The following is a 21463-nucleotide window of genomic DNA, read 5'->3' on the forward strand; positions in this document are numbered from 1 at the left end:
CCCTTCCGCCCCCGCGCACGGGCCGCCGCCCCGCACCCGCGGGGCGGCGGCCCGCGCCGCTCGTCCCGGCCCCCGGGACCGGTCCACCGGCCACCGGCGGGCCGGGGCCGCGCCACCGCGCGCGCCGCGGTCTGCCGAGCCACGTAACATGGGGTGAGGCCGTGGCATGTCAAGCCCGGCAGGGCCCGCGTCACACGGACGTACGCGAAGGCCTTCCTCACACTCCGGGAGTACTCCGCAATATGGCCACGCGCCACGACATCCGCAATGTCGCCATCGTCGCCCACGTCGACCACGGCAAGACGACCCTGGTCGACGCCATGCTCAAGCAGGCCGGTGCCTTCGCCGCGCACGCCGCAGAGTCGCTCGACGACCGCATGATGGACTCCAACGACCTGGAACGTGAGAAGGGCATCACGATCCTGGCCAAGAACACGGCCGTCAAGTACCACCCGAAGGATGGCGGCGACGTCATCACCATCAACATCATCGACACCCCCGGCCACGCCGACTTCGGTGGCGAGGTCGAGCGCGGCCTGTCGATGGTGGACGCGGTGGTGCTGCTGGTGGACGCCTCCGAGGGCCCGCTGCCGCAGACCCGTTTCGTGCTGCGCAAGGCGCTGCAGGCCCGCCTGCCCGTCATCCTGTGCATCAACAAGACGGACCGCCCCGACTCGCGCATCGACGAGGTCGTCAACGAGGCCTACGACCTCTTCCTCGACCTCGACGCCGACGAGGACCAGATCGAGTTCCCGATCGTCTACGCGTGCGCGCGCGACGGCGTGGCCTCGCTGACCAAGCCGGAGGACGGCACCGTCCCGGCCGACAGCGACAGCCTGGAGCCGTTCTTCTCCACGATCCTCTCGCACGTCCCCGCCCCCGAGTACGACGAGGAGGCCCCGCTCCAGGCGCACGTCACCAACCTGGACGCGGACAACTTCCTCGGCCGTATCGCGCTGCTCCGCGTCGAGCAGGGCGAGCTGCGCAAGGGCCAGACCGTCACCTGGATCAAGCGTGACGGCACCATGGCCAACGTGCGCATCACCGAGCTGCTGATGACCGAGGCGCTCACCCGCAAGCCCGCCGAGGTGGCGGGCCCCGGTGACATCTGTGCCGTCGCCGGTATCCCGGAGATCATGATCGGTGAGACCCTCGCCGACCCCGAGAACCCGATCGCGCTGCCGCTGATCACCGTCGACGAGCCGGCGATCTCCATGACCATCGGCACCAACACCTCGCCGCTGGTCGGCCGCGGCGGCACCGGCAAGGGCGCCGACAACAAGGCCGCGGTCAAGGACCGCAAGGTCACCGCCCGGCAGGTCAAGGACCGCCTCGACCGCGAACTGGTCGGCAACGTCTCGCTGCGGGTGCTCGACACCGAGCGTCCGGACGCCTGGGAGGTCCAGGGCCGCGGTGAGCTGGCGCTCGCCATCCTGGTCGAGCAGATGCGCCGCGAGGGCTTCGAGCTGACCATCGGCAAGCCCCAGGTCGTCACCCAGATGATCGACGGCAAGGTGCACGAGCCCGTCGAGCGCATGACGATCGACGTGCCCGAGGAGCACATGGGCGCGGTCACGCAGCTCATGGGCGTCCGCAAGGGCCGCATGGACAACATGTCGAACCACGGCTCCGGCTGGGTCCGCCTGGAGTTCGTCGTCCCCTCCCGCGGCCTCATCGGCTTCAGGACCGAGTTCCTGACCGGCACCCGCGGCACCGGTATCGCGCACTCCATCCACGAGGGCCACGAGCCGTGGTTCGGCACCCTGACGACCCGTAACAACGGTTCGCTGGTCGCCGACCGCTCGGGCGCCGTCACCGCCTTCGCGATGACGAACCTCCAGGAGCGCGGTGTGCTCTTCACCGACCCCGGCACCGAGGTCTACGAGGGCATGATCGTCGGTGAGAACTCGCGCTCCGACGACATGGACGTGAACATCACCAAGGAGAAGAAGCTCACGAACATGCGGTCCTCGTCGGCCGACACGTTCGAGGCGATCGTCCCGCCGCGCAAGCTCTCCCTTGAGCAGTCCCTGGAGTTCTGCCGCGACGACGAGTGCGTCGAGGTGACCCCGGAGGCCGTTCGCATCCGCAAGGTCGTGCTCGACCAGAAGGAGCGCGGCCGCTCCGCGAGCCGCGCCAAGCACGGCTGACACAGGGCCGATCAGGCCGAAAACAGCTGAACCGGAGCCCGGGTTCCCCGTCTTGGGGGGTCCGGGCTCTTTGCAACCGGTTTTCCAGAAGATCGCTGTCCGGATTGCGGAGATCGTCGCCCGATACCCATGTAACAAGTCCGTTTCGCGCCTTCTCCTCCCGAACAGTTTGTCCAGATTTTGGAAGATGTACGTGCCAGCTGTGACCGAATTGAGATTTGAAGACAGTGGTCGGTGAATGGCTCATGGCAGATAGTTAGCCGCGTAGCGCTCGGGTCAATGGGTCTCGCACTGTGGGGACAGTGCCGACTCACGAGCACCAAGGGGTGTCTGAGTCTCCGTCAGGGGTGTCGGAGGACGGACGCGAACCCTTTTCAGTGGTGGGTACGTGAAGTCATAGGAGGAACACCCATGCGCGGTGTCACGAGCACCAAGTGGATCCCCTTCGTGAGGTCCGTCCTGCACAGCTGTGAGTGTCTGCCCTACGGCCAACTCTGAAGCGTCCGCCGACCGCTCAGTGCGGCGGCTCGCCTACGCGCGTCCGACTGCGGATTCGCGTGCTCCAGAGCATTCGGACGCCACTCGGCAATCATTTCTGTGAAACGGACCAATAGTGACAAGTCCTATCGACATTGAGGGCAGTGGGACTTCGGTGGTCGTCGACGGCGAACCAGAGCCGAAGGCGAAGTCCGAGGCCAAGCACGAAGGCCGCTCTCCCGGCCAGTTGATGTGGATCCGCTTCAAGCGGGACCGCACGGGTGTCGTGTGCGCCGTGATCGTGATCGGCTACTTCGTCGTCGCGCTGCTCGCCCCGCTGCTGGTCAAGTTGGCCGGCACCGACCCGTACACGCTGTACGGCCAGGACCCGACCTACGCCGACCAGCCGATCCTCGACGACTTCGGCCTTCCCCTCGGCTACCTCGGCGGGGTCTCGGGCGACCACTGGTTCGGTGTCGAACCGCAGTACGGGCGCGACCTGTTCGCCATGCTGATGTACGGCATGCGGACCTCGCTGTACATGGCCCTGGGCATCACGGTGCTCGTCATGGTCACCGGCGTGATCATCGGCCTGATCGGGGGCTACTTCGGCGGCCGCACGGACTACTGGGTCGGCCGCGTCACCGACTTCTTCCTCTCCTTCCCGTCGCAGCTGTTCTTCATCGCCTTCATGCCCGTGGTGACGTCGTTCTTCGTGGATCCCCGCGAGGAGACGCCGACCTACTTCCGCGCCCTGGCCATGCTGATCGTGCTGTGGCTGCTGGGCTGGATGGGCATGGCGCGTCTGGTGCGCTCCACCGTGCTCTCCCTGCGGGAGCGGGAGTTCGTCGAGGCCGCGAAGGTGTCCGGTGCCTCACCGTGGCGGATCGTCCGCAAGGAGATCCTGCCCAACGTCGTGACGCCCATCCTCGTGCAGTTCACGTACCAACTGCCCAGCACCATCCTCACCATCGCCTTCCTCTCCTTCGCCGGAGTCGGCTTCGTCGAACCGACCCCCGACTGGGGACGTCTGTTCGCCGCCGGAGCCCAGTACGCCGAGCAGGACCCGGCGTTCATGTTCTTCCCCGGCGTGGCGCTGGTCCTCTTCGTGCTCGCCTTCAATCTCCTCGGAGACTCCGTACGGGACGCCTTCGACCCCAAGTCCGGTCGATAGCAAGTCCATTGGTGGGGGGTGACTGCCGCCCCCGCTCGGCCCGCCGGCCAGCGACTGGCAGTACTCATGGATAACAACCGACAGGTAGGTGGATCAGCCTCATGATGTCTCAACGCGCACGCACGGCTCGCGCCGTCGTGATCGCCTTCGCGGCGGGCTCTCTCGTTCTCACGGCCTGCTCCAAGAACGAGGGCGGCAAGTCGAACACGAACTCCAAGAAGGACCAGAAGGAGGCGGCGGTCCAGTCCAAGGCGGTCACCTACGGGGACGAGACCGCCTCGGCGGGACCGGCCAAGGAGCTGGCCGGCGCCAAGAGCGGCGGCACGATCACCGTCTACCAGGAGGCGGGCATCTCGCACCTGGACCCGGGCCAGATCTACGTCTCCGACGCCGGCCAGGTCGCCAACCTGCTGTTCCGCCGCCTCACCCAGTTCTCCGAGGACGACAAGGGCAACGTCTCGGTCGTCGGCGACCTCGCCACCGACTCGGGCAAGTCCTCCGACGGCGGCAAGACCTGGACCTACACGCTGAGAGACGGCGTCAAGGACCAGAACGGCAACGCCATCACCTCGGCCGACGTGCGCCACACCATCGAGCGCCTCTACGCGAAGTTCATCTTCGACGGCCCGACCTACCTCCAGTCCTGGCTGAGCGGCCCCGACTACCGCAAGGCGCTGCCCGACGGCGGCTTCGGCTCCAAGCACCTGCCCGACTCGGTCCTCGACACCCCCGACGACAAGACCGTCGTCCTGCACTTCGACAGCCCGCGCCCCGACCTGCCGCAGACGCTCGCCATGGCGGGCTACGCGATCGTGCCGAAGAAGACCGACACCAAGGAGAAGTACGACAAGGCCCCGGTCGCCACCGGGCCCTACAAGATCGCCGAGAACAAGGCGGGCAAGTCCGTCAAGCTGGTCAAGAACACCAACTGGGACGCGAAGACCGACCCGGTCCGCCACCAGTACGTGGACGGCTTCGACTTCCAGTTCGGCGTCACGGAGTCCACCCAGACCAAGCGCCTGATCGCCGACCAGGGCAGCAACAAGACCGCCATCCAGTTCACCGGCGGTGTCGAGGCGACCCAGATCCAGGACGTCGTCAGCAACCCCGAGGTCAACAAGCGCACCGTCAAGGGCTACCAGCCCTACGTCATGCAGCTCAGCTTCAACCTCGACCGGGTCAAGGACAAGAAGATCCGCGAGGCCGTCACCTACGCCGTCAACTCCAAGTCCCTCATCGCCGGTGAGGGAGGCGTCTACGGCGGAGACGTGGCCCCGAACTACTTCGCGCCGACCCTGCCCGGCTACGAGGAGAAGTACGACCCCTACGGCCGGCTGAAGACGCCCCAGGGCAACATCGCCAAGGCCAAGGAGATACTCAAGGACGTCCCTGACTCGGAGAAGACCCTCGTCTTCGCGTACGGCAGCACCGAGGCCGGACAGAAGCGCAAGGTCGCCATCGAGGACGCCCTCTCCAAGGTCGGTCTGAAGGTGGTCGCCAAGGAGATCGACTCCGCCAGCTACTACGAGCAGATCGGCAAGCTCAGCAACCCGTACGACATCTACATCACCGGCTGGGGCCAGGACTGGCCGTCGCCGGGCACCGTCATCACGCCCATCTACGACGGCAGCCAGGTCACCGACGGCGGCTCCAACTACGCCCACGTCAAGGACCCGAAGGTCGACGCCCTGATCAAGAAGGCGCTGACCCAGGAGCCCACCGAGGCGGCGGCGACCTGGAAGGAAGCCCAGCACTACCTGCTGGAGAACGTCATCCCGGCGGCCCCGCTGTGGTACACGAAGTCCTTCCAGCTGTTCGGCTCGCAGGTCGGCGGCGCCCGGTACAGCTCGGTGTCGAGCCTCATCGACATGACCCGCCTGTACGTGAAGCCGTAGCGCTCCCCGGCTGATGGCGGGGGCCCGCACCAGGCGGAGCGGGCCCCCGCGTCGGGATGAAGTCCTTTCACTGTCACCGCAGAGAGCAGCCTGCCCGCCATGCTTCAGTTCATCATCCGGCGCGTACTAGGTGCCGTCGTCACGCTCTTCCTCATCGGAGCGGCCACGTTCTTCCTGTTCGTCGCCGCGCCCTCCGACTACGCCTCGCTCGCGTGCGGCAAGGACTGTTCGCCGCAGCGACTGGCGGACATCCGGGAGGCGCTCGGGCTCAACCTGCCGATCGCCCAGCAGTTCTGGGACTTCATGTCCGGCATCGTGACGGGCCGGGACTTCCCCACCGGCCACTGCCCCGCGCCCTGCCTCGGCCAGTCGTTCTACTCCGGTGACATGGTGTGGGCCACCATCATGGACCGCTTCCCGGTGACCATGACGCTCACCGTCGGCGGAGCGATCGTCTTCCTCCTCGTCGTCGGCGTCGGCGCGGGCATGCTCGCCGCCTACCGGCAGGCGACCATGGTCGACAAGATAGCCACCGGCGCCTCCATGGTCCTCAGCTCCTTCCAGATCTACTTCCTCGGCCCGATCGTGCTGACCGTCCTCGTCTACAGCACCGGCTGGATGGAGGACCCCAAGTACGTCCCGATCAGCGAGGACCCGGTCGGCTGGTTCATCGGCATGTCCATCCCGGTCTGCGTGATGGCGACCATCTTCACCGCGCAGTACACCCGTATGGCGCGCTCGTCGATGATCGAACAGCTCGCGGAGGACCAGGTCCGCACCGCGCGCGCCAAGGGCATGTCCAACCAGTACGTCTTCTTCCGCTACGCCTGGCGCGGTTCGCTGATCCCGATCGTGACGGTCCTCGGCATCGACATCAGCTCCATGCTCGGCGGCGCGGTCGTCACCGAACTGACCTTCTCCCTCCAGGGGATCGGCCAGCTCGCGGTCTCCGGCGCGACGACGAAGGACCTGCCGTTGACGATGGGCGTGATGCTGTTCGGCGCCTTCTTCATCCTCTTCATCAACATCCTCACCGACATCGCGTACGCCTTCATCGACCCGCGTGTCCGGCTCTCCTAGGAAGATCCACCACAGTGACCACACTGACCAAGATCGAGGGCGAGCCCGTCCCGACCGGACCGGAGACCTTCCTCTCGGTCCGCGATCTCCAGGTGACCTTCGCCACCGAGGACGGCCCGGTGAAGGCGGTCGACGGACTCTCCTTCGACGTCCAGCGCGGCTCCACCCTCGGCATCGTCGGCGAATCCGGCTCGGGCAAGTCGGTCACCAACCTGACGATCCTCGGCCTGCACAACCCGCGGACCACCACGGTCGACGGCGAGATCCTGCTCGACGGCAAGGAGCTGATCACCACTCCCGAGAAGGAGTTGGAGCGGCTCCGCGGCAACCGGATGGCGATGATCTTCCAGGATCCGCTGACCGCGCTCTCGCCCTTCTACACCGTGGGCCGGCAGATCGCCGAACCGTTCCAGAAGCACACCGGCGCCTCCAAGAAGGAGGCGTGGCAGCGCGCGGTCGACATGCTGGAGAAGGTCGGCATCCCCAACCCGAAGGAACGGGCGAAGGACTACCCGCACCAGTTCTCCGGCGGTATGCGCCAGCGCGCGATGATCGCCATGGCGCTGGTCTGCGACCCCGACCTGCTGATCGCCGACGAACCCACCACGGCGCTCGACGTCACCGTCCAGGCGCAGATCCTCGACCTGCTCAAGGACCTCCAGCAGGAGTTCGGCTCGGCGATCGTCTTCATCACCCACGACCTCGGTGTCATCGCCGACATGGCCGACGACATCATGGTGATGTACGCCGGGCGCGCGGTGGAGCGCGGCACGGTCGACGAGGTCCTGCGCTCTGCCCAACACCCCTACACCTGGGGCCTGCTGAACTCGATGCCCCGGCTGGACTCCGACCTCAGCCTGCCGCTGGAGCCGATCCCAGGCACCCCGCCGTCGCTGCTGAGCCCGCCGTCCGGCTGCCGTTTCCACCCCCGCTGCACCTTCCAGGACCGGGTCGGCGGCAGCCGCTGCGCCGACGACATCCCGCTCCTTGGCCAGGGCCGCTCCTCCGCCTGCCACTTGACGGCGGATCAGAAACGGACCATCTACGCCGAAGAGATCAAGCCCGGCCTGGGCTAGGAGAAACCGTCATGACAGAGGACCTCGTCCTTCCCGCTCCGCGTGACGACGACGCCCCGGCGCCCGCCGCGGAGCCGCTGCTGACCGTCGCCGGACTGAAGAAGCACTTCCCGGTCAAAGGGGGCTTCCCGATCCGGCGCACGGTCGGCGCGGTCCAGGCCGTCGACGGCCTCGACCTGACCGTGCACGTCGGGGAGAGCTTCGGCCTGGTCGGCGAGTCCGGCTGCGGCAAGTCCACCACCGGACGGCTCATCACCCGCCTCATGGAGCCGACCGCGGGGACCATCTCCTACCGGGGCCAGGACATCACCCACGCGTCCCGCAGGCAGTTGGCGCCGGTCCGCTCCGAGATCCAGATGATCTTCCAGGACCCCTACTCCTCGCTCAACCCGAGGCAGACGGTCGGCAAGATCATCTCCGGTCCGATGGAGATCAACGGGATCAACCCGCCCGGCGGCCGTGAGACGCGGGTGCGGGAACTCCTGGAGATCGTGGGTCTCAACCCCGAGCACTACAACCGGTTCCCGCACGAGTTCTCCGGCGGTCAGCGCCAACGCATCGGTGTCGCGCGGGCGTTGGCCCTCGAACCGAAGCTGATCGTGGCCGACGAACCGGTCTCCGCGCTCGACGTCTCCATCCAGGCGCAGGTCGTCAACCTGCTCCAGAAGGTGCAGCGCGAACTCGGCATCGCCTTCCTCTTCATCGCCCACGACCTCGCGGTGGTACGCCACTTCTCGCAGCGCGTCGCGGTGATGTACCTCGGGAAGATCATCGAGGTCGGCGACCGCGACTCCATCTACACCCGCCCCCGGCACCCGTACACCCACGCCCTGCTCTCCGCGGTCCCCGAGGTCAGCCTCGACGAGAACCGGGCCGGCGGCCGTGAGCGCATCCGGCTGGCCGGTGACGTGCCGTCCCCGATCAACCCGCCCACCGGCTGCCGGTTCCGCACCCGCTGCTGGAAGGCGACGGAGAAGTGCGCCACCGAGGAGCCCCCGCTCGTCCAGATCTCCGGCAACCGCGAGGGCCATCTGACAGCCTGCCACTTCCCGGAGGAGCCGACGATCGAGGGCCGCGCGGAGGACATCGTCCTCGACCCGGCGCTCGCGGCCCTCGAGGACGTGGCGACGGAGCGTCCGGACGACCCCGCGAAGTGAGCGGGACGGGGGAGCGGGGCCGCCTCCGAGGCGCCCCGCCCCGCTGGTCCGCCGTACGAAGAAGGCCCGCGCCTGGGGAGGCGCGGGCCTTCTCGTCCCCGGGAACCGGACGATCGTGGGCTCGGGTCAATGGGCCGTGAAAGTCGGTTCCCCGTGGGGCCGCGGCTGACGGAAAGGGGTGTTGTCAGGCCGCTGCCCCGGGGTCCTTGGCGAGGGCGGTGGCAGGCACCGTGGCCTCGTGCGTCTCAGGATAGTGGCAGGCCGTCAGGTGGCCGGGCTTGTTCCCCTCCACCTGCACCAGCGGGGGAGCCTCCGTCGCGCACTTCTCCGTCGCCTTCCAGCAGCGGGTGCGGAACCGGCAGCCGCTGGGCGGGTTGATCGGGGACGGCACGTCGCCGACCAGCCGGATGCGCTCGCGCGGCGTCTCGTCCACCGTCGCCTCGGGCACCGCGGACAGCAGCGCCCGGGTGTACGGGTGGCGCGGGTTGCCGTACAGCTCGTCGCGGTCGGCGATCTCCACGATCTTGCCGAGGTACATCACGGCGACGCGCTGCGAGAAGTGCCGCACGATCGCGAGGTCGTGGGCGATGAAGAGGAAGGCGATGCCGAGTTCGCGCTGCACCTTCTGGAGCAGGTTGACGACCTGCGCCTGGATGGAGACGTCGAGCGCGGAGACCGGCTCGTCGGCCACGATCAGCTTCGGTTCGAGAGCCAACGCCCGCGCGACACCGATGCGTTGGCGCTGGCCGCCGGAGAACTCGTGCGGGAACCGGTTGTAGTGCTCGGGGTTGAGACCCACGATCTCCAGCAACTCGCGGACCCGTGTCTCGTGGCCGCCGGGCGGGTTGATGCCGTTGATCTCCATCGGGCCCGAGATGATCTTGCCGACCGTCTGGCGGGGGTTCAGGGACGCGTACGGGTCCTGGAAGATCATCTGGATCTCGGAGCGGACCGGCGCCAGCTTGGTGCGCGAGGCGTGGGTGATGTCCTGGCCCCGGTAGGTGATCCGGCCCGCGGTCGGTTCGAGGAGCCGGGTGATGAGCCGTCCGGTGGTGGACTTGCCGCAGCCGGACTCGCCGACCAGGCCCAGGCTCTCGCCCTCGCCGACCTGGAAGTCCAGGCCGTCGACGGCCTGGACCGCGCCGACCGTGCGCCGGATCGCGAAGCCGCCCTTGATCGGGAAGTGTTTGGTCAGCCCGGAGACGTCCAGGAGGGGGGTGGTGGTGCTCATGGGGGTGAAGTCCCGTCTCTTCTGCGTCAGTGGTGCCGGGAGCCGGCGAAGTCGGCGAAGAACTCCTCGCGCTGGGCCAGCGGGAGGTGGCAGGCCGATCCGCGGCCGTCCACCACGTCGAGGGCCGGCCGCTCGGTCGAGCAGAGCCCGTTCGGCACCTTCTCGGCGAAGGCGCAGCGCGGGTGGAAGCGGCAGCCCGACGGCGGGTTGAGCAGCGAGGGCGGCGACCCCGGGATCGGGTTGAGCGGCACGTCCACCGACCCCTCCAGGCTCGGCATCGAGCTGAGCAGCCCCAGCGTGTAGGGGTGCTGCGGGGTGCTCAGCACCTCACGCTTGGTGCCGCGCTCCACGCACCGGCCGCCATACATCACCAGCACGTCGTCCGCGATGTCGGCGATGACACCGAGGTCGTGGGTGATGAAGACGATCGCCGTGCCGAACTCCTGCTGGAGGTCCTTGAGCAGGTCCATGATCTGGGCCTGGACGGTCACGTCGAGCGCGGTGGTCGGCTCGTCGGCGATCAGCAGCTCGGGGTCGCAGACCAGCGCCATGGCGATCATCGCGCGCTGGCGCATACCGCCGGAGAACTGGTGCGGGTACTCGTCCACCCGGGTCTCGGGCTGCGGGATGCCGACCCGCCTGAGCATCTCGATGGCGCGCGCCCTCGACTCCCGCTTCGAGGCGCCGGTGTGCTTGCGGAACACCTCGCTGATCTGAGTGCCGACCGTGTGGTACGGCGACAGCGAGGCCAGGGCGTCCTGGAAGATCATCGCCATCTTGTTGCCGCGGAGCTTCTCCAGCTGCCGCTCCGACGAGGTCAGCAGATCCGTGCCGTCGAGCAGGATCTCCCCGTCGATCGCGGTCCTGTGCCGGTCGTGCAGGCCCAGGATCGTCAGGTTGGTGACGGACTTGCCGGAGCCCGACTCGCCGACGATGCCCAGCGTCTGACCCTTGGCGAGGTCGAAGCTGAGCCCGTCGACGGCCTTGACGATGCCGTCCTCGGTGGAGAAATGGACCTTCAGATCCCTGACGGAGAGGAAGGGCTGCTGCTCGGTGCTCGTCACGGGGACGCTCCTGGGGGTGATGCGAGAGGTAGGGGGCGGGCGGAGGTCAGGCGAGCCGGATCCGCGGGTCGATGAGGGCGTAGACGGCGTCGACGATGATGTTGAAGAAGACGATCGCGCCCGCCGACAGCAGGGTCACGCCCAGCAGCATCGGCAGGTCGCTCTGGTCCACCGACTGGACGGCGAGCCGTCCGATGCCCTGGAGGCTGAAGACCGACTCGGTGATGATCGCGCCGCCGATCAGCGTGCCCAGGTCGATGCCGAACACCGTGACGATGGGGCCCATGGCGCCGCGCCAGGCGAAGCGGAAGAAGACGTTCCACTGGGACAGGCCCTTGGCCCGCGCGGTGCGCACGTAGTCCTCGCTGAGCTGCTCCACCAGTTGGGAACGCGTCATACGGGTGTAGTTGGCGGTGAAGATGATCGACAGCACCAGCCACGGCAGCAGCAGGCCCGAGAACCAGGCGGCCGGGTTGTCGGTGAGCGGCGTGTAGGACGGCTGGCTCAGCAGTCCGATCTTGGCGACCAGGAAGTACATCGCGATGTAGCCGACGAAGTAGATCTGGAGGGAGGAGCCGAGCAGCGAGACCGAGCTGGCGATCTTGTCCAGGGGCTTGCCCTGCTTGACGGCCGCGATCATGCCGGCGCCGATGCCGAAGATCAGGAAGACGATCGCCGCGCCGAACGCCAGCGACAGGGTGAGGGGCAGCCGGTCCATGATCGTGCCGAAGACCGGCTCGCGGTTGGCGAAGGAGTACCCGAGGCACGGCGCGTCGCAGTAGCCGTAGCCCCCGTAGTCGCGGCCCGCGAAGACGCCCACGAGCCAGTGCCAGTACTGGAACGTGATCGGCTCGTCGATGCCCAGGTTGCGGCGGATCTGAGCGAGGTTCTCGGGCGTGCAGTTCTTGCCGCAGGACATCATGGCGGGGTCACGCGGGATGGCGTAGAAGAGCCAGAAGGTGATGGCGCTGATGATCAGCAGGATGACCAGCGCGCCGAGAACGCGGCGAGCGAGGAAGCGGGGCATGGGGCGTGACTTTCGGACGGGGCGCCGTCGCCGGGGTGGAGGGGGTGGGCCGTGGGGGCGGCCACAGGGTGGGTGGCCGCCCCCGTGAGTCCGGCGCCGTTACTTCTTGACGTACACCTTGCAGAGGGCCACGCAGGTGTTGCCGGCGTCGTACACGACGTTGCCGACCTTGGATCCGTACATCCAGTTGCGGATCGAGTGGTAGTCGGGCACGACCGGCGCCAGCTCCATGATCTGGCGGTCGACGGCACCCCAGGCCTTGTTGGCCTTCTCGCTGTCGGTGAGGGTGGCGGCGGTGTTGATCGCCTTGTTGACGCTGGTGTCGTCGAGCTGGGCGTAGTTGCTGCGGCCGTCGCCGATGTTCTCGCCGCTCCAGCAGGGGTAGAAGACGGAGTAGCCGTTCGGCCAGTCCGGGCTCCAGCCCGCCGCGAAGAGGTCGTAGTCGTTGTCGATCTTGCCGATCTGGGTGTAGAAGGTCGACTTGTCGATCTGCTTGTTGACGACCGTGAAGCCGGCCGCCTCAAGGGCGTTCTTGATCGCGACGGCCTGCTTCACCGCGTTGTCCGACTGCTGGTACGCGATGACCAGCTTCTGGCCGACCTTGCCGGCCTCCTTCAGCAGCGCCTTCGCCTTGACGGGGTCGCCGCCGGGCTTCTTGGTGGTGCCGTAGAGGTCGAACTTCTCGTAACCGGGCGTCACCGGGCTGAGGATCGTGGTGGCGATCTCGCTGGTGGAGGCGCCGCCGCGGATCGTCTGGAGCTGCTGGTGCGGCCAGGCCCAGTTGATCGCCTGACGGACCTTGACGTCCGTGATGCGGGTGGTGTTGATCGGCCAGTAGTAGGTGACCGTGTCGACCTGGGTGAGGACGCGCTTCTTCAGCGTCGCGTTGGTGAGCACCTGCGCTATGCGCTCGGCGGCGACCTCGTTGAAGATCGGCACGGCGTACTGGTCGTTGCCCTTGTCCGCGATGTAGCGGTCGGTGGCGGCCAGCGGCTGGAAGCCGAACTCGAAGACGTACTTGTCCGGGTAGTTGTTGCGGATCGAGTCGGTCTTCGGGTCCCAGTGCGCGTTGCGCGAGTAGGTCAGCGACTTGCCGATGGAACGGCTCTCGATCTTGTAAGGACCGCAGGAGAACGGACGCTTGTCGTACTTCTCCTTGGTGTCGTGCTTCTTCGGCACCAGGGCGTAACCACGCATCGCGAGCGTGTAGTTGAAGTCACCGCGGGGCTCGTTCAGACGGAAGGTGACGGTCTTGCCGTCCACCTCGACCGACGAGAGCGACTTGCCGTCGTAGGGGCCCTTGTACTTGTCGCCGCCCACCAGCCACTGCTGGACGTAGCGCGGGCCCTCGGTGATGAAGGACGCGAAGAGCCGCTCGAAGGTGTGGCGGACGTCGTCGATGGTGACGTCCGAGCCGTCCTCCCACTTCAGGCCGTCCTTCAGGGTGAAGGACCAGGTCTTGCCGCCGTCCTTGGAGGTGCCGGCGTCGGTGGCCGCGTCGCCGACCAGGGTGACGCCGCCCTTCTCGTCGATCTTGTAGCCGGTCAGACCGCGCATGATCGGAACGGTGATCGCGCCCTCGGTGGAGACGTAGATCTGCGCCGGGTCCAGGTGGTCCATGTCGAACTGCTCGAGGGAGTAGATCGTCCCGCCCTTGGTGGCGCCCGCGACCTCGGGGGCCGGCCCCGTGGAGTCGGCCTTGGTGCCCACCGGGATGTCCATGGTCTTGGAGCCGGTGACCTTCGGGGCGTCGCCGCCCGACGAGCTGCCGCCGCCACCGCTGCCGCCGCACGCCGTCAGCACGGTGGACGACGCGGCGACGACGCCGGTCGCGATCATGAAGTTTCTGCGGGAAAAGGACATGGAGAGCCTGCCTATTGAGTTCGATCTAGGACCGGGTGAGGTCGATCGGGGCGGACGGGACCAGCCGGGCGTCGTTGGACCGGACCGGGTTCAACTGAGTGGCTAGCGCTTGGACTTCGGGTCGAGGGCGTCTCGTACCGAGTCGCCGAGCAGGTTGAAGGCCAGCACGAAGATCACCATCGCGAGGCCCGGGAAGAGCATGAAGGTGAAGTCCTCGGTGTAGAACTGCGCACCGCGCTGGATCATGACGCCCCAGTCCGGGGTCGGGTCGATGATGCCGACGCCGAGGAAGGCGAGACCCGCCTCGGCCGTCACATAGGCCGGGAGCATCAACGTGGACTGGATGATGATCGGCGTCCACAGGTTGGGCAGCAGCTCCTTGAAGACGATGCGCTTGGGCGAGGCGCCCGTGACCTTGGCCGCCTCGACGAACTCGCGCTCGCGCAGACCCAGCACCTGGCCGCGCAGCAGCCGGGCGATGGAGGCCCAGCCGAAGGCGGAGAGCACGACGATCAGGGCGCCGGCCCGCAGCGAGGTCGGGATGTTGTCGTCGGCGGCGACGAAGAGGCCGTAGATGACCGGCATGAAGGCGATGAAGAACAGCGTGGAGGGGAACGACAGCAGGATGTCGATGACCCGTCCGACGAAGTAGTCCGTCCTGCCGCCCAGGTAGCCGGCGGTCACGCCGACGACCACGCCCAGGAGCGTGGTCAGCAGGGTGGCGGCGACGGCGATGCCCAGCGAGGTGCGGATGCCGTAGAGCAGGAAGGTGAAGACGTCACGGCCGAGCTGCGGCTCGATGCCGAACCAGAACTCCGAGCTCATGCCGCCGTTCGGGCCCGCCGGGTAGGCGAAGGCGTTCAGCAGCTCCGGGCGCTGGCTGGCGTAGGTCGTGTACGGGTCTTTGCCGTACACCTTGGCTATGAGCGGCGCGGCGAGCGCGATCGCGAAGAAGAAGACCACGATGCACGCCGATATGACGCCCGTGCGGTCCCGCTTGAAGCGGTTCCATGCCAGTCGTCCGGGAGACCTGCTCTCGTTGCCCTTCGGAGAGGGAGAAGTGGTCGACTTCTCGACGCTCTCGTCGGTCAGCTCGAGCGGGGCGGCCGCTGATGGAGTTGGGGGGGTCATGATGCTCCTGGCCCAAGGGAGGGACTGATGTGTCCGCAGGGCGCTCCCCTACGGGCTACGCCGGACTTTTTCAACGCAATTCGTTCAAGGTCAATAAAATCTCGGTTCCCTTGGGTTTCTCTTTACTTTCTTTGCGTTTACTTTACTGACTTGTAGCTACGCGCGTAGCGTTTCGTAACTGATCCGTGTCCTTAATCCGGCAAATCACGCGAAACGGGCAACGAGTTCGATATGCGGACTCCAAGGTGTCGAAATGCGTACATCCGGTGGTCGCTCTCCAACGGTTCGGCAACAGATGGTGAAGATCCATTGCGCGGGCTGGACAAGATCTCTCACACCCCTCCGCCGTCCGGGTGTCCGCCCCCCGAATGGGTGGGGCGGGTGTGCGATGCGTTCCTTTTGAGTCGATATTTGCCGGTAACGGATCGGCACTCATGAGGAGGCACTCCATGCGCGGAGCCACGCACGCCAAATGGGCCGCTTGCACCGTTGCGGTCGCACTCGCCGCAACGGCCTGCGGAGGCGGGGGCGGCGGCAACGGCGGCGGTGGCAGCGGAGTCCTCAGCTCGTCCTGGGGCGACCCGCAGAACCCGCTGGAGCCGGCCAACACCAACGAGGTGCAGGGCGGCAAGGTCCTCGACATGATCTTCCGGGGCCTGAAGCGCTACAACCCCAAGACCGGCGCCGCCGAGGACATGCTCGCCCAGAGCATCGACACCTCCGACTCGCAGAACTTCAAGATCACGATCAAGAAGGGCTGGAAGTTCAGCAACGGCGAGCCCGTCACCGCCGCCTCCTTCGTCAACGCCTGGAACTACGGCGCCAGCCTCAAGAACAACCAGAAGAACGCCTACTTCTTCGGGTACATCGACGGCTACGACAAGGTCCACCCCGAGGACGGCGGCAAGCAGAGCGCCGACACCCTCAGCGGCCTCAAGGTCGTCGACGACACGACGTTCACCGTCAAGCTCACTCAGAAGTTCTCGACGTTCCCCGACACCCTCGGCTACGCGGCCTTCGCCCCGCTGCCCAAGGCGTTCTACGACGACCACGCCGGCTGGATCGGGAAGCCGGTCGGCAACGGCCCCTACCAGGTGCAGTCGTACGCCAAGGGCTCCCAGATGTCCCTGCGCGCGTGGGACGGCTACCCCGGCTCGGACAAGGCGCAGAACGGCGGCGTCGACCTCAAGGTCTACACCGACAACAACACCGCCTACACCGACCTCATGGCCGGCAACCTCGACCTGGTCGACGACGTACCGGCCGCCCAGCTCAAGAACGTCAAGAGCGACCTCGGCGACCGCTATCTGAACACCCCCGCGGGCATCATCCAGACGCTCGCCTTCCCGTACTACGACAAGAACTGGAACAAGAGCGGCTCCGACAAGGTCCGCCAGGGCCTGTCCATGGCGATCAACCGCAAGCAGATCACCGACACGATCTTCCAGAAGACCCGCACCCCGGCCACCGACTGGACCTCACCCGTGCTCGGCAAGGAGGGCGGCTTCGACCAGAGCCTGTGCGGCGCCGCCTGCTCCTACGACCCCGGCCAGGCCAAGAAGCTCGTCCAGCAGGGCGGCGGGCTGCCCGGTGGCCAGGTCAAGATCTCCTACAACGCCGACACCGGCTCGCACAAGGAGTGGGTGGACGCCGTGTGCAACTCCATCAACAACGCCCTCGGCAACGACAAGGCGTGCGTCGGCAACCCCATCGGCACCTTCGCCGACTTCCGCAACCAGATCACCCAGAAGAAGATGACCGGCCCGTTCCGGGCGGGGTGGCAGATGGACTACCCCCTCATCCAGAACTTCCTCCAGCCGCTCTACTACACCAACGCCTCGTCCAACGACGGCAAGTGGTCGAACAAGGACTTCGACAAGCTGGTCGACCAGGCCAACCGGGAGACCGACACCGCCAAGGCCGTCGGCCTCTTCCAGGACGCCGAGAAGGTCGTCAGGGACAACATGGCCGCCATCCCGCTCTGGTACCAGAACGGCAGCGCCGGCTGGTCGAACCGGCTCTCGAACGTCGCCCTCAACCCGTTCAGTGTCCCGGTCTACAACGAGATCAAGGTCAGCTGACCCGCCATGGGACGCTACGTCCTGCGGCGGCTGCTCCAGATGATCCCGGTGTTCATCGGAGCCACACTGCTGATCTTCCTGATGGTGAACGTGATGGGCGACCCCATCGCCGGGCTCTGCGGCGACAAGCAGTGCGACCCGGCCACGGCCGCCCAGCTCAAGAGGGAGTTCGGCCTCGACAAGCCCGTCTGGCAGCAGTACCTGACCTACATGGGGAACGTCTTCACCGGCGACTTCGGCACCGCGTTCAACGGGCAGAAGGTCACCGAGCTGATGGCCACCGCGTTCCCCGTCACCATCCGGCTGACCATCGTCGCGATCCTCTTCGAGATCGTCATCGGCATCACCCTGGGCGTGATCACCGGCCTGCGACGCGGCCGGCCCGTCGACACCTCCGTGCTGCTGCTCACCCTCGTCGTCATCTCCGTCCCCACCTTCGTCACCGGCCTGCTGCTGCAACTGCTGCTCGGCGTCGAGTGGGGGTGGATCAAACCCTCGGTCTCACCTGACGCCGAGTTCGGCGAGCTGATCGTGCCCGGACTGGTCCTCGCGTCCGTCTCGCTCGCCTACGTCACCCGCCTCACCCGCACCTCCATCGCCGAGAACCGGCGCTCCGACTACGTCCGCACCGCGACCGCCAAAGGGCTGCCGCGCCGCCGGGTGGTCGTCAGGCACCTGCTGCGCAACTCCCTGATCCCCGTCGTCACCTTCATCGGCACCGACATCGGGGCCCTGATGGGCGGCGCGATCGTCACCGAGCGGATCTTCAACATCCACGGCGTCGGCTACCAGCTCTACCAGGGCATCCTGCGCCAGAACACCCAGACGGTGGTCGGCTTCGTGACCGTCCTCGTTCTCGTCTTCCTGGTGGCCAACCTGCTCGTCGACCTCCTCTACGCCGTACTCGACCCGAGGATCCGCTATGCCTGAGCAGCCGTACGAGCCCGACGGCGCCATCGCGGGCACCGGCGCGGGCGGCGCGATGGACCTCGCGGCCAGCGAGGCGCAGACACTGGAGAAGACCCCGGGCGGCCCACTGGGCACCGGACCGCGCGGCAAGCCGCGCTCGCTCTGGTCGGACGCCTGGCGCGACCTGCGCCGCAACCCCGTCTTCATCATCTCGGCGCTCTTCATCGTCTTCCTCGTGGTGATCTCCCTCTGGCCGTCCCTGATCGCCTCGGGCAACCCCCTCAACTGCGACCTCGCCAAGGCCCAGCAGGGATCCCAGCCAGGCCACCCGTTCGGCTTCGACGGCCAGGGCTGCGACGTCTACACCCGCACCGTCTACGGCGCCCGCACCTCCGTCTCGGTCGGCGTCCTCGCCACCCTCGGGGTGGCGGTCCTCGGCTCGGTGCTAGGCGGGCTCGCCGGGTTCTTCGGCGGCGCGGGCGACTCGGTGCTCTCCCGCATCACCGACGTCTTCTTCGCCATCCCGGTGGTCCTCGGCGGCCTCGTGCTGCTCTCCGTCGTCGTCACCAACACCATCTGGCCGGTCATCGGGTTCATGGTGCTGCTCGGCTGGCCGCAGATCTCCCGGATCGCCCGCGGCTCCGTCATCACCGTCAAACAGAACGACTACGTGCAGGCCGCCCGCGCCCTGGGCGCCTCCAACTCCCGGCTGCTGCTGCGGCACATCGCGCCCAACGCCGTCGCCCCCGTGATCGTCGTGGCGACCATCGCGCTGGGCACCTTCATCTCCCTGGAGGCCACCCTGTCCTACCTCGGCGTCGGTCTGAAACCGCCGACGGTCAGCTGGGGCATCGACATCTCGTCCGCCTCCGCCTACATCCGCAACGCCCCGCACATGCTGCTCTGGCCGGCCGGGGCGCTCGCCGTCACCGTGCTCGCGTTCATCATGCTCGGCGACGCCGTGCGCGACGCCCTCGATCCGAAGCTGAGGTGAGCCGCCGCCATGCTGCTCGAAGTGCGTGACCTGCATGTGGAGTTCAGGACCAGGGACGGTGTCGCGAAGGCCGTCAACGGCGTCAGCTACGGCGTGGACGCGGGCGAGACGCTCGCCGTGCTCGGCGAGTCGGGGTCGGGGAAGTCCGTCACCGCCCAGGCCATCATGGGCATCCTCGACATGCCGCCCGGCCGGATCGCGGCCGGCGAGATCCTCTTCCAGGGCCGGGACCTGCTGAAGCTCAAGGAGGACGAGCGGCGCAAGGTCCGCGGCGCCGAGATGGCGATGATCTTCCAGGACGCCCTCTCCTCCCTCAACCCGGTGCTCTCCGTGGGCGACCAGCTCGGCGAGATGTTCGTCGTGCACCGCGGGATGTCGCGCAAGGACGCCCGCGCCAAGGCCGTCGAGCTGATGGACCGGGTGCGCATCCCGGGCGCGCGGGAGCGGGTCAAGCAGTACCCGCACCAGTTCTCCGGCGGCATGCGCCAGCGCATCATGATCGCGATGGCGCTCGCCCTCGAACCCGCGCTGATCATCGCCGACGAACCGACCACCGCCCTCGACGTCACCGTCCAGGCCCAGGTCATGGACCTGCTCGCGGAGCTGCGGCGCGAGTACGACATGGGGCTCATCCTCATCACCCACGACCTCGGCGTGGTCGCCGACGTCGCCGACCGGATCGCCGTGATGTACGCGGGCCGGATCGTCGAACAGGCGCCGGTCCGCGACATCTACAAGGCGCCCGCCCACCCCTACACCCGGGGCCTGCTCGACTCCATCCCTCGCCTCGACCAGAAGGGCCGGGAGCTCTACGCGATCAAGGGCCTGCCGCCCAACCTCATGGACATCCCGCCCGGCTGCGCCTTCAACCCCCGCTGCCCGATGGCCCAGGACGTGTGCCGCACCGACGTCCCGCCGCTCTACGAGGTCTCGGACGACCGGGTCAGCGCCTGCCACTTCTGGAGGGAGTGCCTGCATGGCTGAGCCGATTCTTGAGGTCAGCGGGCTGGTCAAGCACTACCCGCTCACCCGGGGCATCCTCTTCAAGAAGCAGGTCGGCGCGGTGAAGGCCGTCGACGGCGTCGACTTCACGCTCGACCGCGGCGAGACCCTAGGCATCGTCGGCGAGTCCGGCTGCGGCAAGTCGACGGTGGCCCGGATGCTGGTCAACCTCGAACGCCCGACAGGCGGTTCGATCATCTTCAAGGGCGAGGACATCAGCAGGCTGTCGGGCCGCGCCCTCAAGGCCGTCAGACGCAACATCCAGATGGTCTTCCAGGACCCGTACACCTCCCTCAACCCCCGGATGACGGTGGGCGACATCATCGGGGAGCCGTACGACATCCACCCCGAGGTGGCCCCGAAGGGCGACCGCAGGAGGCGGGTCCAGGACCTTCTCGACGTCGTCGGCCTCAACCCCGAGTACATCAACCGGTATCCGCACCAGTTCTCCGGCGGCCAGCGCCAACGCATCGGCATCGCAAGGGGGTTGGCGCTGCGCCCGGAGATCATCGTGGCCGACGAACCGGTCTCCGCGCTCGACGTCTCCGTGCAGGCCCAGGTGATCAACCTGATGGCCCGGCTGCAGAGCGAGTTCGAGCTGTCGTACATCTTCATCGCCCACGACCTGTCGATCGTGCGGCACATCTCGGACCGGGTCGGGGTGATGTACCTCGGCCGGATCGTGGAGACCGGCCGGGACGCCGAGATCTACGACCACCCCACCCACCCCTACACCCAGGCGCTGCTGTCCGCGGTGCCGGTGCCCGACCCGGAGGCCCGTGAGCGCCGGGAGCGGATCATCCTGGCGGGCGACGTGCCGTCGCCGACCAACGTGCCGTCCGGCTGCCGGTTCCGCACCCGCTGCTGGAAGGCCCAGGAGCGGTGCGCGCTTGAGGTGCCCGAGCTGGCGGTGCCCGCGGAGTTCCGGCTGCTGCCCGGTCCCGCGGCGCACGACTCCGCGTGCCACTTCGCGGAGGAGAAGCGGGTGGTCCCGCCGGAGGAGGGCCAGGAGCCGCCGGCCGGGGGAACGGGCAACGGGCCGGGGTGACATGGCGCACCCCGGCCCGTACACGGCACCCGCACGGCCGTACGTTGTACAGGATCGCGCGTCCGTATATCGGTACGGCTTCCGTGAAGTTGCCTGTGTGTTAA

Annotated in this window: 16 protein-coding genes; 11 read left to right on the plus strand and 5 right to left on the minus strand. The window is 67.4% G+C overall.

The features are described from left to right. Positions 1-242: 242 nt before the first annotated feature. The 6 genes from typA (at position 243) to DDJ31_RS24955 (ending at position 9009) form a co-directional block, all read left to right on the plus strand. Positions 243-2150: a translational GTPase TypA gene (typA, locus tag DDJ31_RS24930; RefSeq protein ID WP_127178144.1), complete on the plus strand. Its 1908-nt coding sequence runs from the start codon at positions 243-245 to the stop codon at positions 2148-2150. A 613-nt stretch (positions 2151-2763) separates the two neighbouring features. Then, positions 2764-3801 carry an ABC transporter permease gene (locus tag DDJ31_RS24935; protein WP_164784899.1) on the plus strand — a complete coding sequence of 346 codons (1038 nt, stop codon included), beginning with the start codon at positions 2764-2766 and terminating at the stop codon, positions 3799-3801. 101 nt (positions 3802-3902) lie between these two features. Further along, positions 3903-5696: an ABC transporter substrate-binding protein gene (locus DDJ31_RS24940; protein ID WP_164784898.1), complete on the plus strand. Its 1794-nt coding sequence runs from the start codon at positions 3903-3905 to the stop codon at positions 5694-5696. A 99-nt stretch (positions 5697-5795) separates the two neighbouring features. After that, on the plus strand, positions 5796-6776 hold the full coding sequence (locus DDJ31_RS24945; protein WP_127178143.1) for an ABC transporter permease: 981 nt from the start codon (positions 5796-5798) through the stop codon (positions 6774-6776). A 14-nt stretch (positions 6777-6790) separates the two neighbouring features. Further along, positions 6791-7852 carry an ABC transporter ATP-binding protein gene (locus tag DDJ31_RS24950; protein WP_127178142.1) on the plus strand — a complete coding sequence of 354 codons (1062 nt, stop codon included), beginning with the start codon at positions 6791-6793 and terminating at the stop codon, positions 7850-7852. A gap of 11 nt (positions 7853-7863) precedes the next feature. Next, positions 7864-9009 (plus strand): ABC transporter ATP-binding protein, encoded by a 1146-nt coding sequence (locus tag DDJ31_RS24955; RefSeq protein WP_127178141.1) that lies wholly within the window; start codon positions 7864-7866, stop codon positions 9007-9009. A gap of 184 nt (positions 9010-9193) precedes the next feature. On the opposite strand, the gene DDJ31_RS24960 is transcribed toward DDJ31_RS24955, so the two are convergent. The 5 genes from DDJ31_RS24960 to DDJ31_RS24980 all read right to left on the minus strand — a co-directional run bounded on the left by DDJ31_RS24960 (position 9194) and on the right by DDJ31_RS24980 (position 15325). Next, positions 9194-10240 carry an ABC transporter ATP-binding protein gene (locus DDJ31_RS24960; RefSeq protein ID WP_127178140.1) on the minus strand — a complete coding sequence of 349 codons (1047 nt, stop codon included), beginning with the start codon at positions 10238-10240 and terminating at the stop codon, positions 9194-9196. A gap of 26 nt (positions 10241-10266) precedes the next feature. After that, positions 10267-11304, minus strand: coding sequence for an ABC transporter ATP-binding protein (locus DDJ31_RS24965; RefSeq protein ID WP_127178139.1), 1038 nt, complete (start codon positions 11302-11304; stop codon positions 10267-10269). A gap of 46 nt (positions 11305-11350) precedes the next feature. After that, positions 11351-12331 carry an ABC transporter permease gene (locus tag DDJ31_RS24970; protein ID WP_127178138.1) on the minus strand — a complete coding sequence of 327 codons (981 nt, stop codon included), beginning with the start codon at positions 12329-12331 and terminating at the stop codon, positions 11351-11353. A 99-nt stretch (positions 12332-12430) separates the two neighbouring features. Further along, a complete protein-coding gene (locus DDJ31_RS24975; RefSeq protein ID WP_127178137.1) occupies positions 12431-14194 on the minus strand; it encodes an ABC transporter substrate-binding protein in 1764 nt (587 codons plus the stop codon). A gap of 102 nt (positions 14195-14296) precedes the next feature. Beyond that, positions 14297-15325: an ABC transporter permease gene (locus DDJ31_RS24980; RefSeq protein ID WP_171480898.1), complete on the minus strand. Its 1029-nt coding sequence runs from the start codon at positions 15323-15325 to the stop codon at positions 14297-14299. A 449-nt stretch (positions 15326-15774) separates the two neighbouring features. Here DDJ31_RS24980 and DDJ31_RS24985 point away from each other — a divergent pair, with 449 nt between their 5' ends. The 5 genes from DDJ31_RS24985 to DDJ31_RS25005 are packed head-to-tail and all read left to right on the plus strand — an operon-like array spanning position 15775 to position 21359. Continuing rightward, entirely contained in the window at positions 15775-17406 is a 1632-nt protein-coding gene (locus DDJ31_RS24985) for a peptide ABC transporter substrate-binding protein (RefSeq protein ID WP_127178136.1), read from the plus strand. A 6-nt stretch (positions 17407-17412) separates the two neighbouring features. Beyond that, complete coding sequence (locus DDJ31_RS24990; protein ID WP_127178135.1) at positions 17413-18336, plus strand: ABC transporter permease; 924 nt, start codon at positions 17413-17415, stop codon at positions 18334-18336. Beyond that, entirely contained in the window at positions 18329-19309 is a 981-nt protein-coding gene (locus tag DDJ31_RS24995; protein WP_127178134.1) for an ABC transporter permease, read from the plus strand. The genes DDJ31_RS24990 and DDJ31_RS24995 overlap by 8 nt, the downstream gene beginning before the upstream one ends. A 9-nt stretch (positions 19310-19318) precedes the next feature. Further along, positions 19319-20293: an ABC transporter ATP-binding protein gene (locus DDJ31_RS25000; protein ID WP_127178133.1), complete on the plus strand. Its 975-nt coding sequence runs from the start codon at positions 19319-19321 to the stop codon at positions 20291-20293. Continuing rightward, a complete protein-coding gene (locus DDJ31_RS25005; protein ID WP_127178132.1) occupies positions 20286-21359 on the plus strand; it encodes an ABC transporter ATP-binding protein in 1074 nt (357 codons plus the stop codon). The genes DDJ31_RS25000 and DDJ31_RS25005 overlap by 8 nt, the downstream gene beginning before the upstream one ends. Positions 21360-21463: the final 104 nt, after the last annotated feature.

The organism is Streptomyces griseoviridis (assembly GCF_005222485.1).
Classification (GTDB): Bacteria; Actinomycetota; Actinomycetes; order Streptomycetales; family Streptomycetaceae; genus Streptomyces; species Streptomyces hintoniae.

Excerpts from the sequence above, each read along its gene's own strand:
- typA (WP_127178144.1), top strand. The coding sequence starts at position 243 with ATGGCCACGCGCCACGACATCCGCAATGTCGCCATCGTCGCCCACGTC.
- DDJ31_RS24940 (WP_164784898.1), top strand. The coding sequence starts at position 3,903 with ATGATGTCTCAACGCGCACGCACGGCTCGCGCCGTCGTGATCGCCTTC.
- DDJ31_RS24945 (WP_127178143.1), top strand. The coding sequence starts at position 5,796 with ATGCTTCAGTTCATCATCCGGCGCGTACTAGGTGCCGTCGTCACGCTC.
- DDJ31_RS24955 (WP_127178141.1), top strand. The coding sequence starts at position 7,864 with ATGACAGAGGACCTCGTCCTTCCCGCTCCGCGTGACGACGACGCCCCG.
- DDJ31_RS24960 (WP_127178140.1), bottom strand. The coding sequence starts at position 10,240 with ATGAGCACCACCACCCCCCTCCTGGACGTCTCCGGGCTGACCAAACAC.
- DDJ31_RS24970 (WP_127178138.1), bottom strand. The coding sequence starts at position 12,331 with ATGCCCCGCTTCCTCGCTCGCCGCGTTCTCGGCGCGCTGGTCATCCTG.
- DDJ31_RS24975 (WP_127178137.1), bottom strand. The coding sequence starts at position 14,194 with ATGTCCTTTTCCCGCAGAAACTTCATGATCGCGACCGGCGTCGTCGCC.
- DDJ31_RS24980 (WP_171480898.1), bottom strand. The coding sequence starts at position 15,325 with ATGACCCCCCCAACTCCATCAGCGGCCGCCCCGCTCGAGCTGACCGAC.
- DDJ31_RS24985 (WP_127178136.1), top strand. The coding sequence starts at position 15,775 with ATGCGCGGAGCCACGCACGCCAAATGGGCCGCTTGCACCGTTGCGGTC.
- DDJ31_RS24990 (WP_127178135.1), top strand. The coding sequence starts at position 17,413 with ATGGGACGCTACGTCCTGCGGCGGCTGCTCCAGATGATCCCGGTGTTC.
- DDJ31_RS24995 (WP_127178134.1), top strand. The coding sequence starts at position 18,329 with ATGCCTGAGCAGCCGTACGAGCCCGACGGCGCCATCGCGGGCACCGGC.
- DDJ31_RS25000 (WP_127178133.1), top strand. The coding sequence starts at position 19,319 with ATGCTGCTCGAAGTGCGTGACCTGCATGTGGAGTTCAGGACCAGGGAC.
- DDJ31_RS25005 (WP_127178132.1), top strand. The coding sequence starts at position 20,286 with ATGGCTGAGCCGATTCTTGAGGTCAGCGGGCTGGTCAAGCACTACCCG.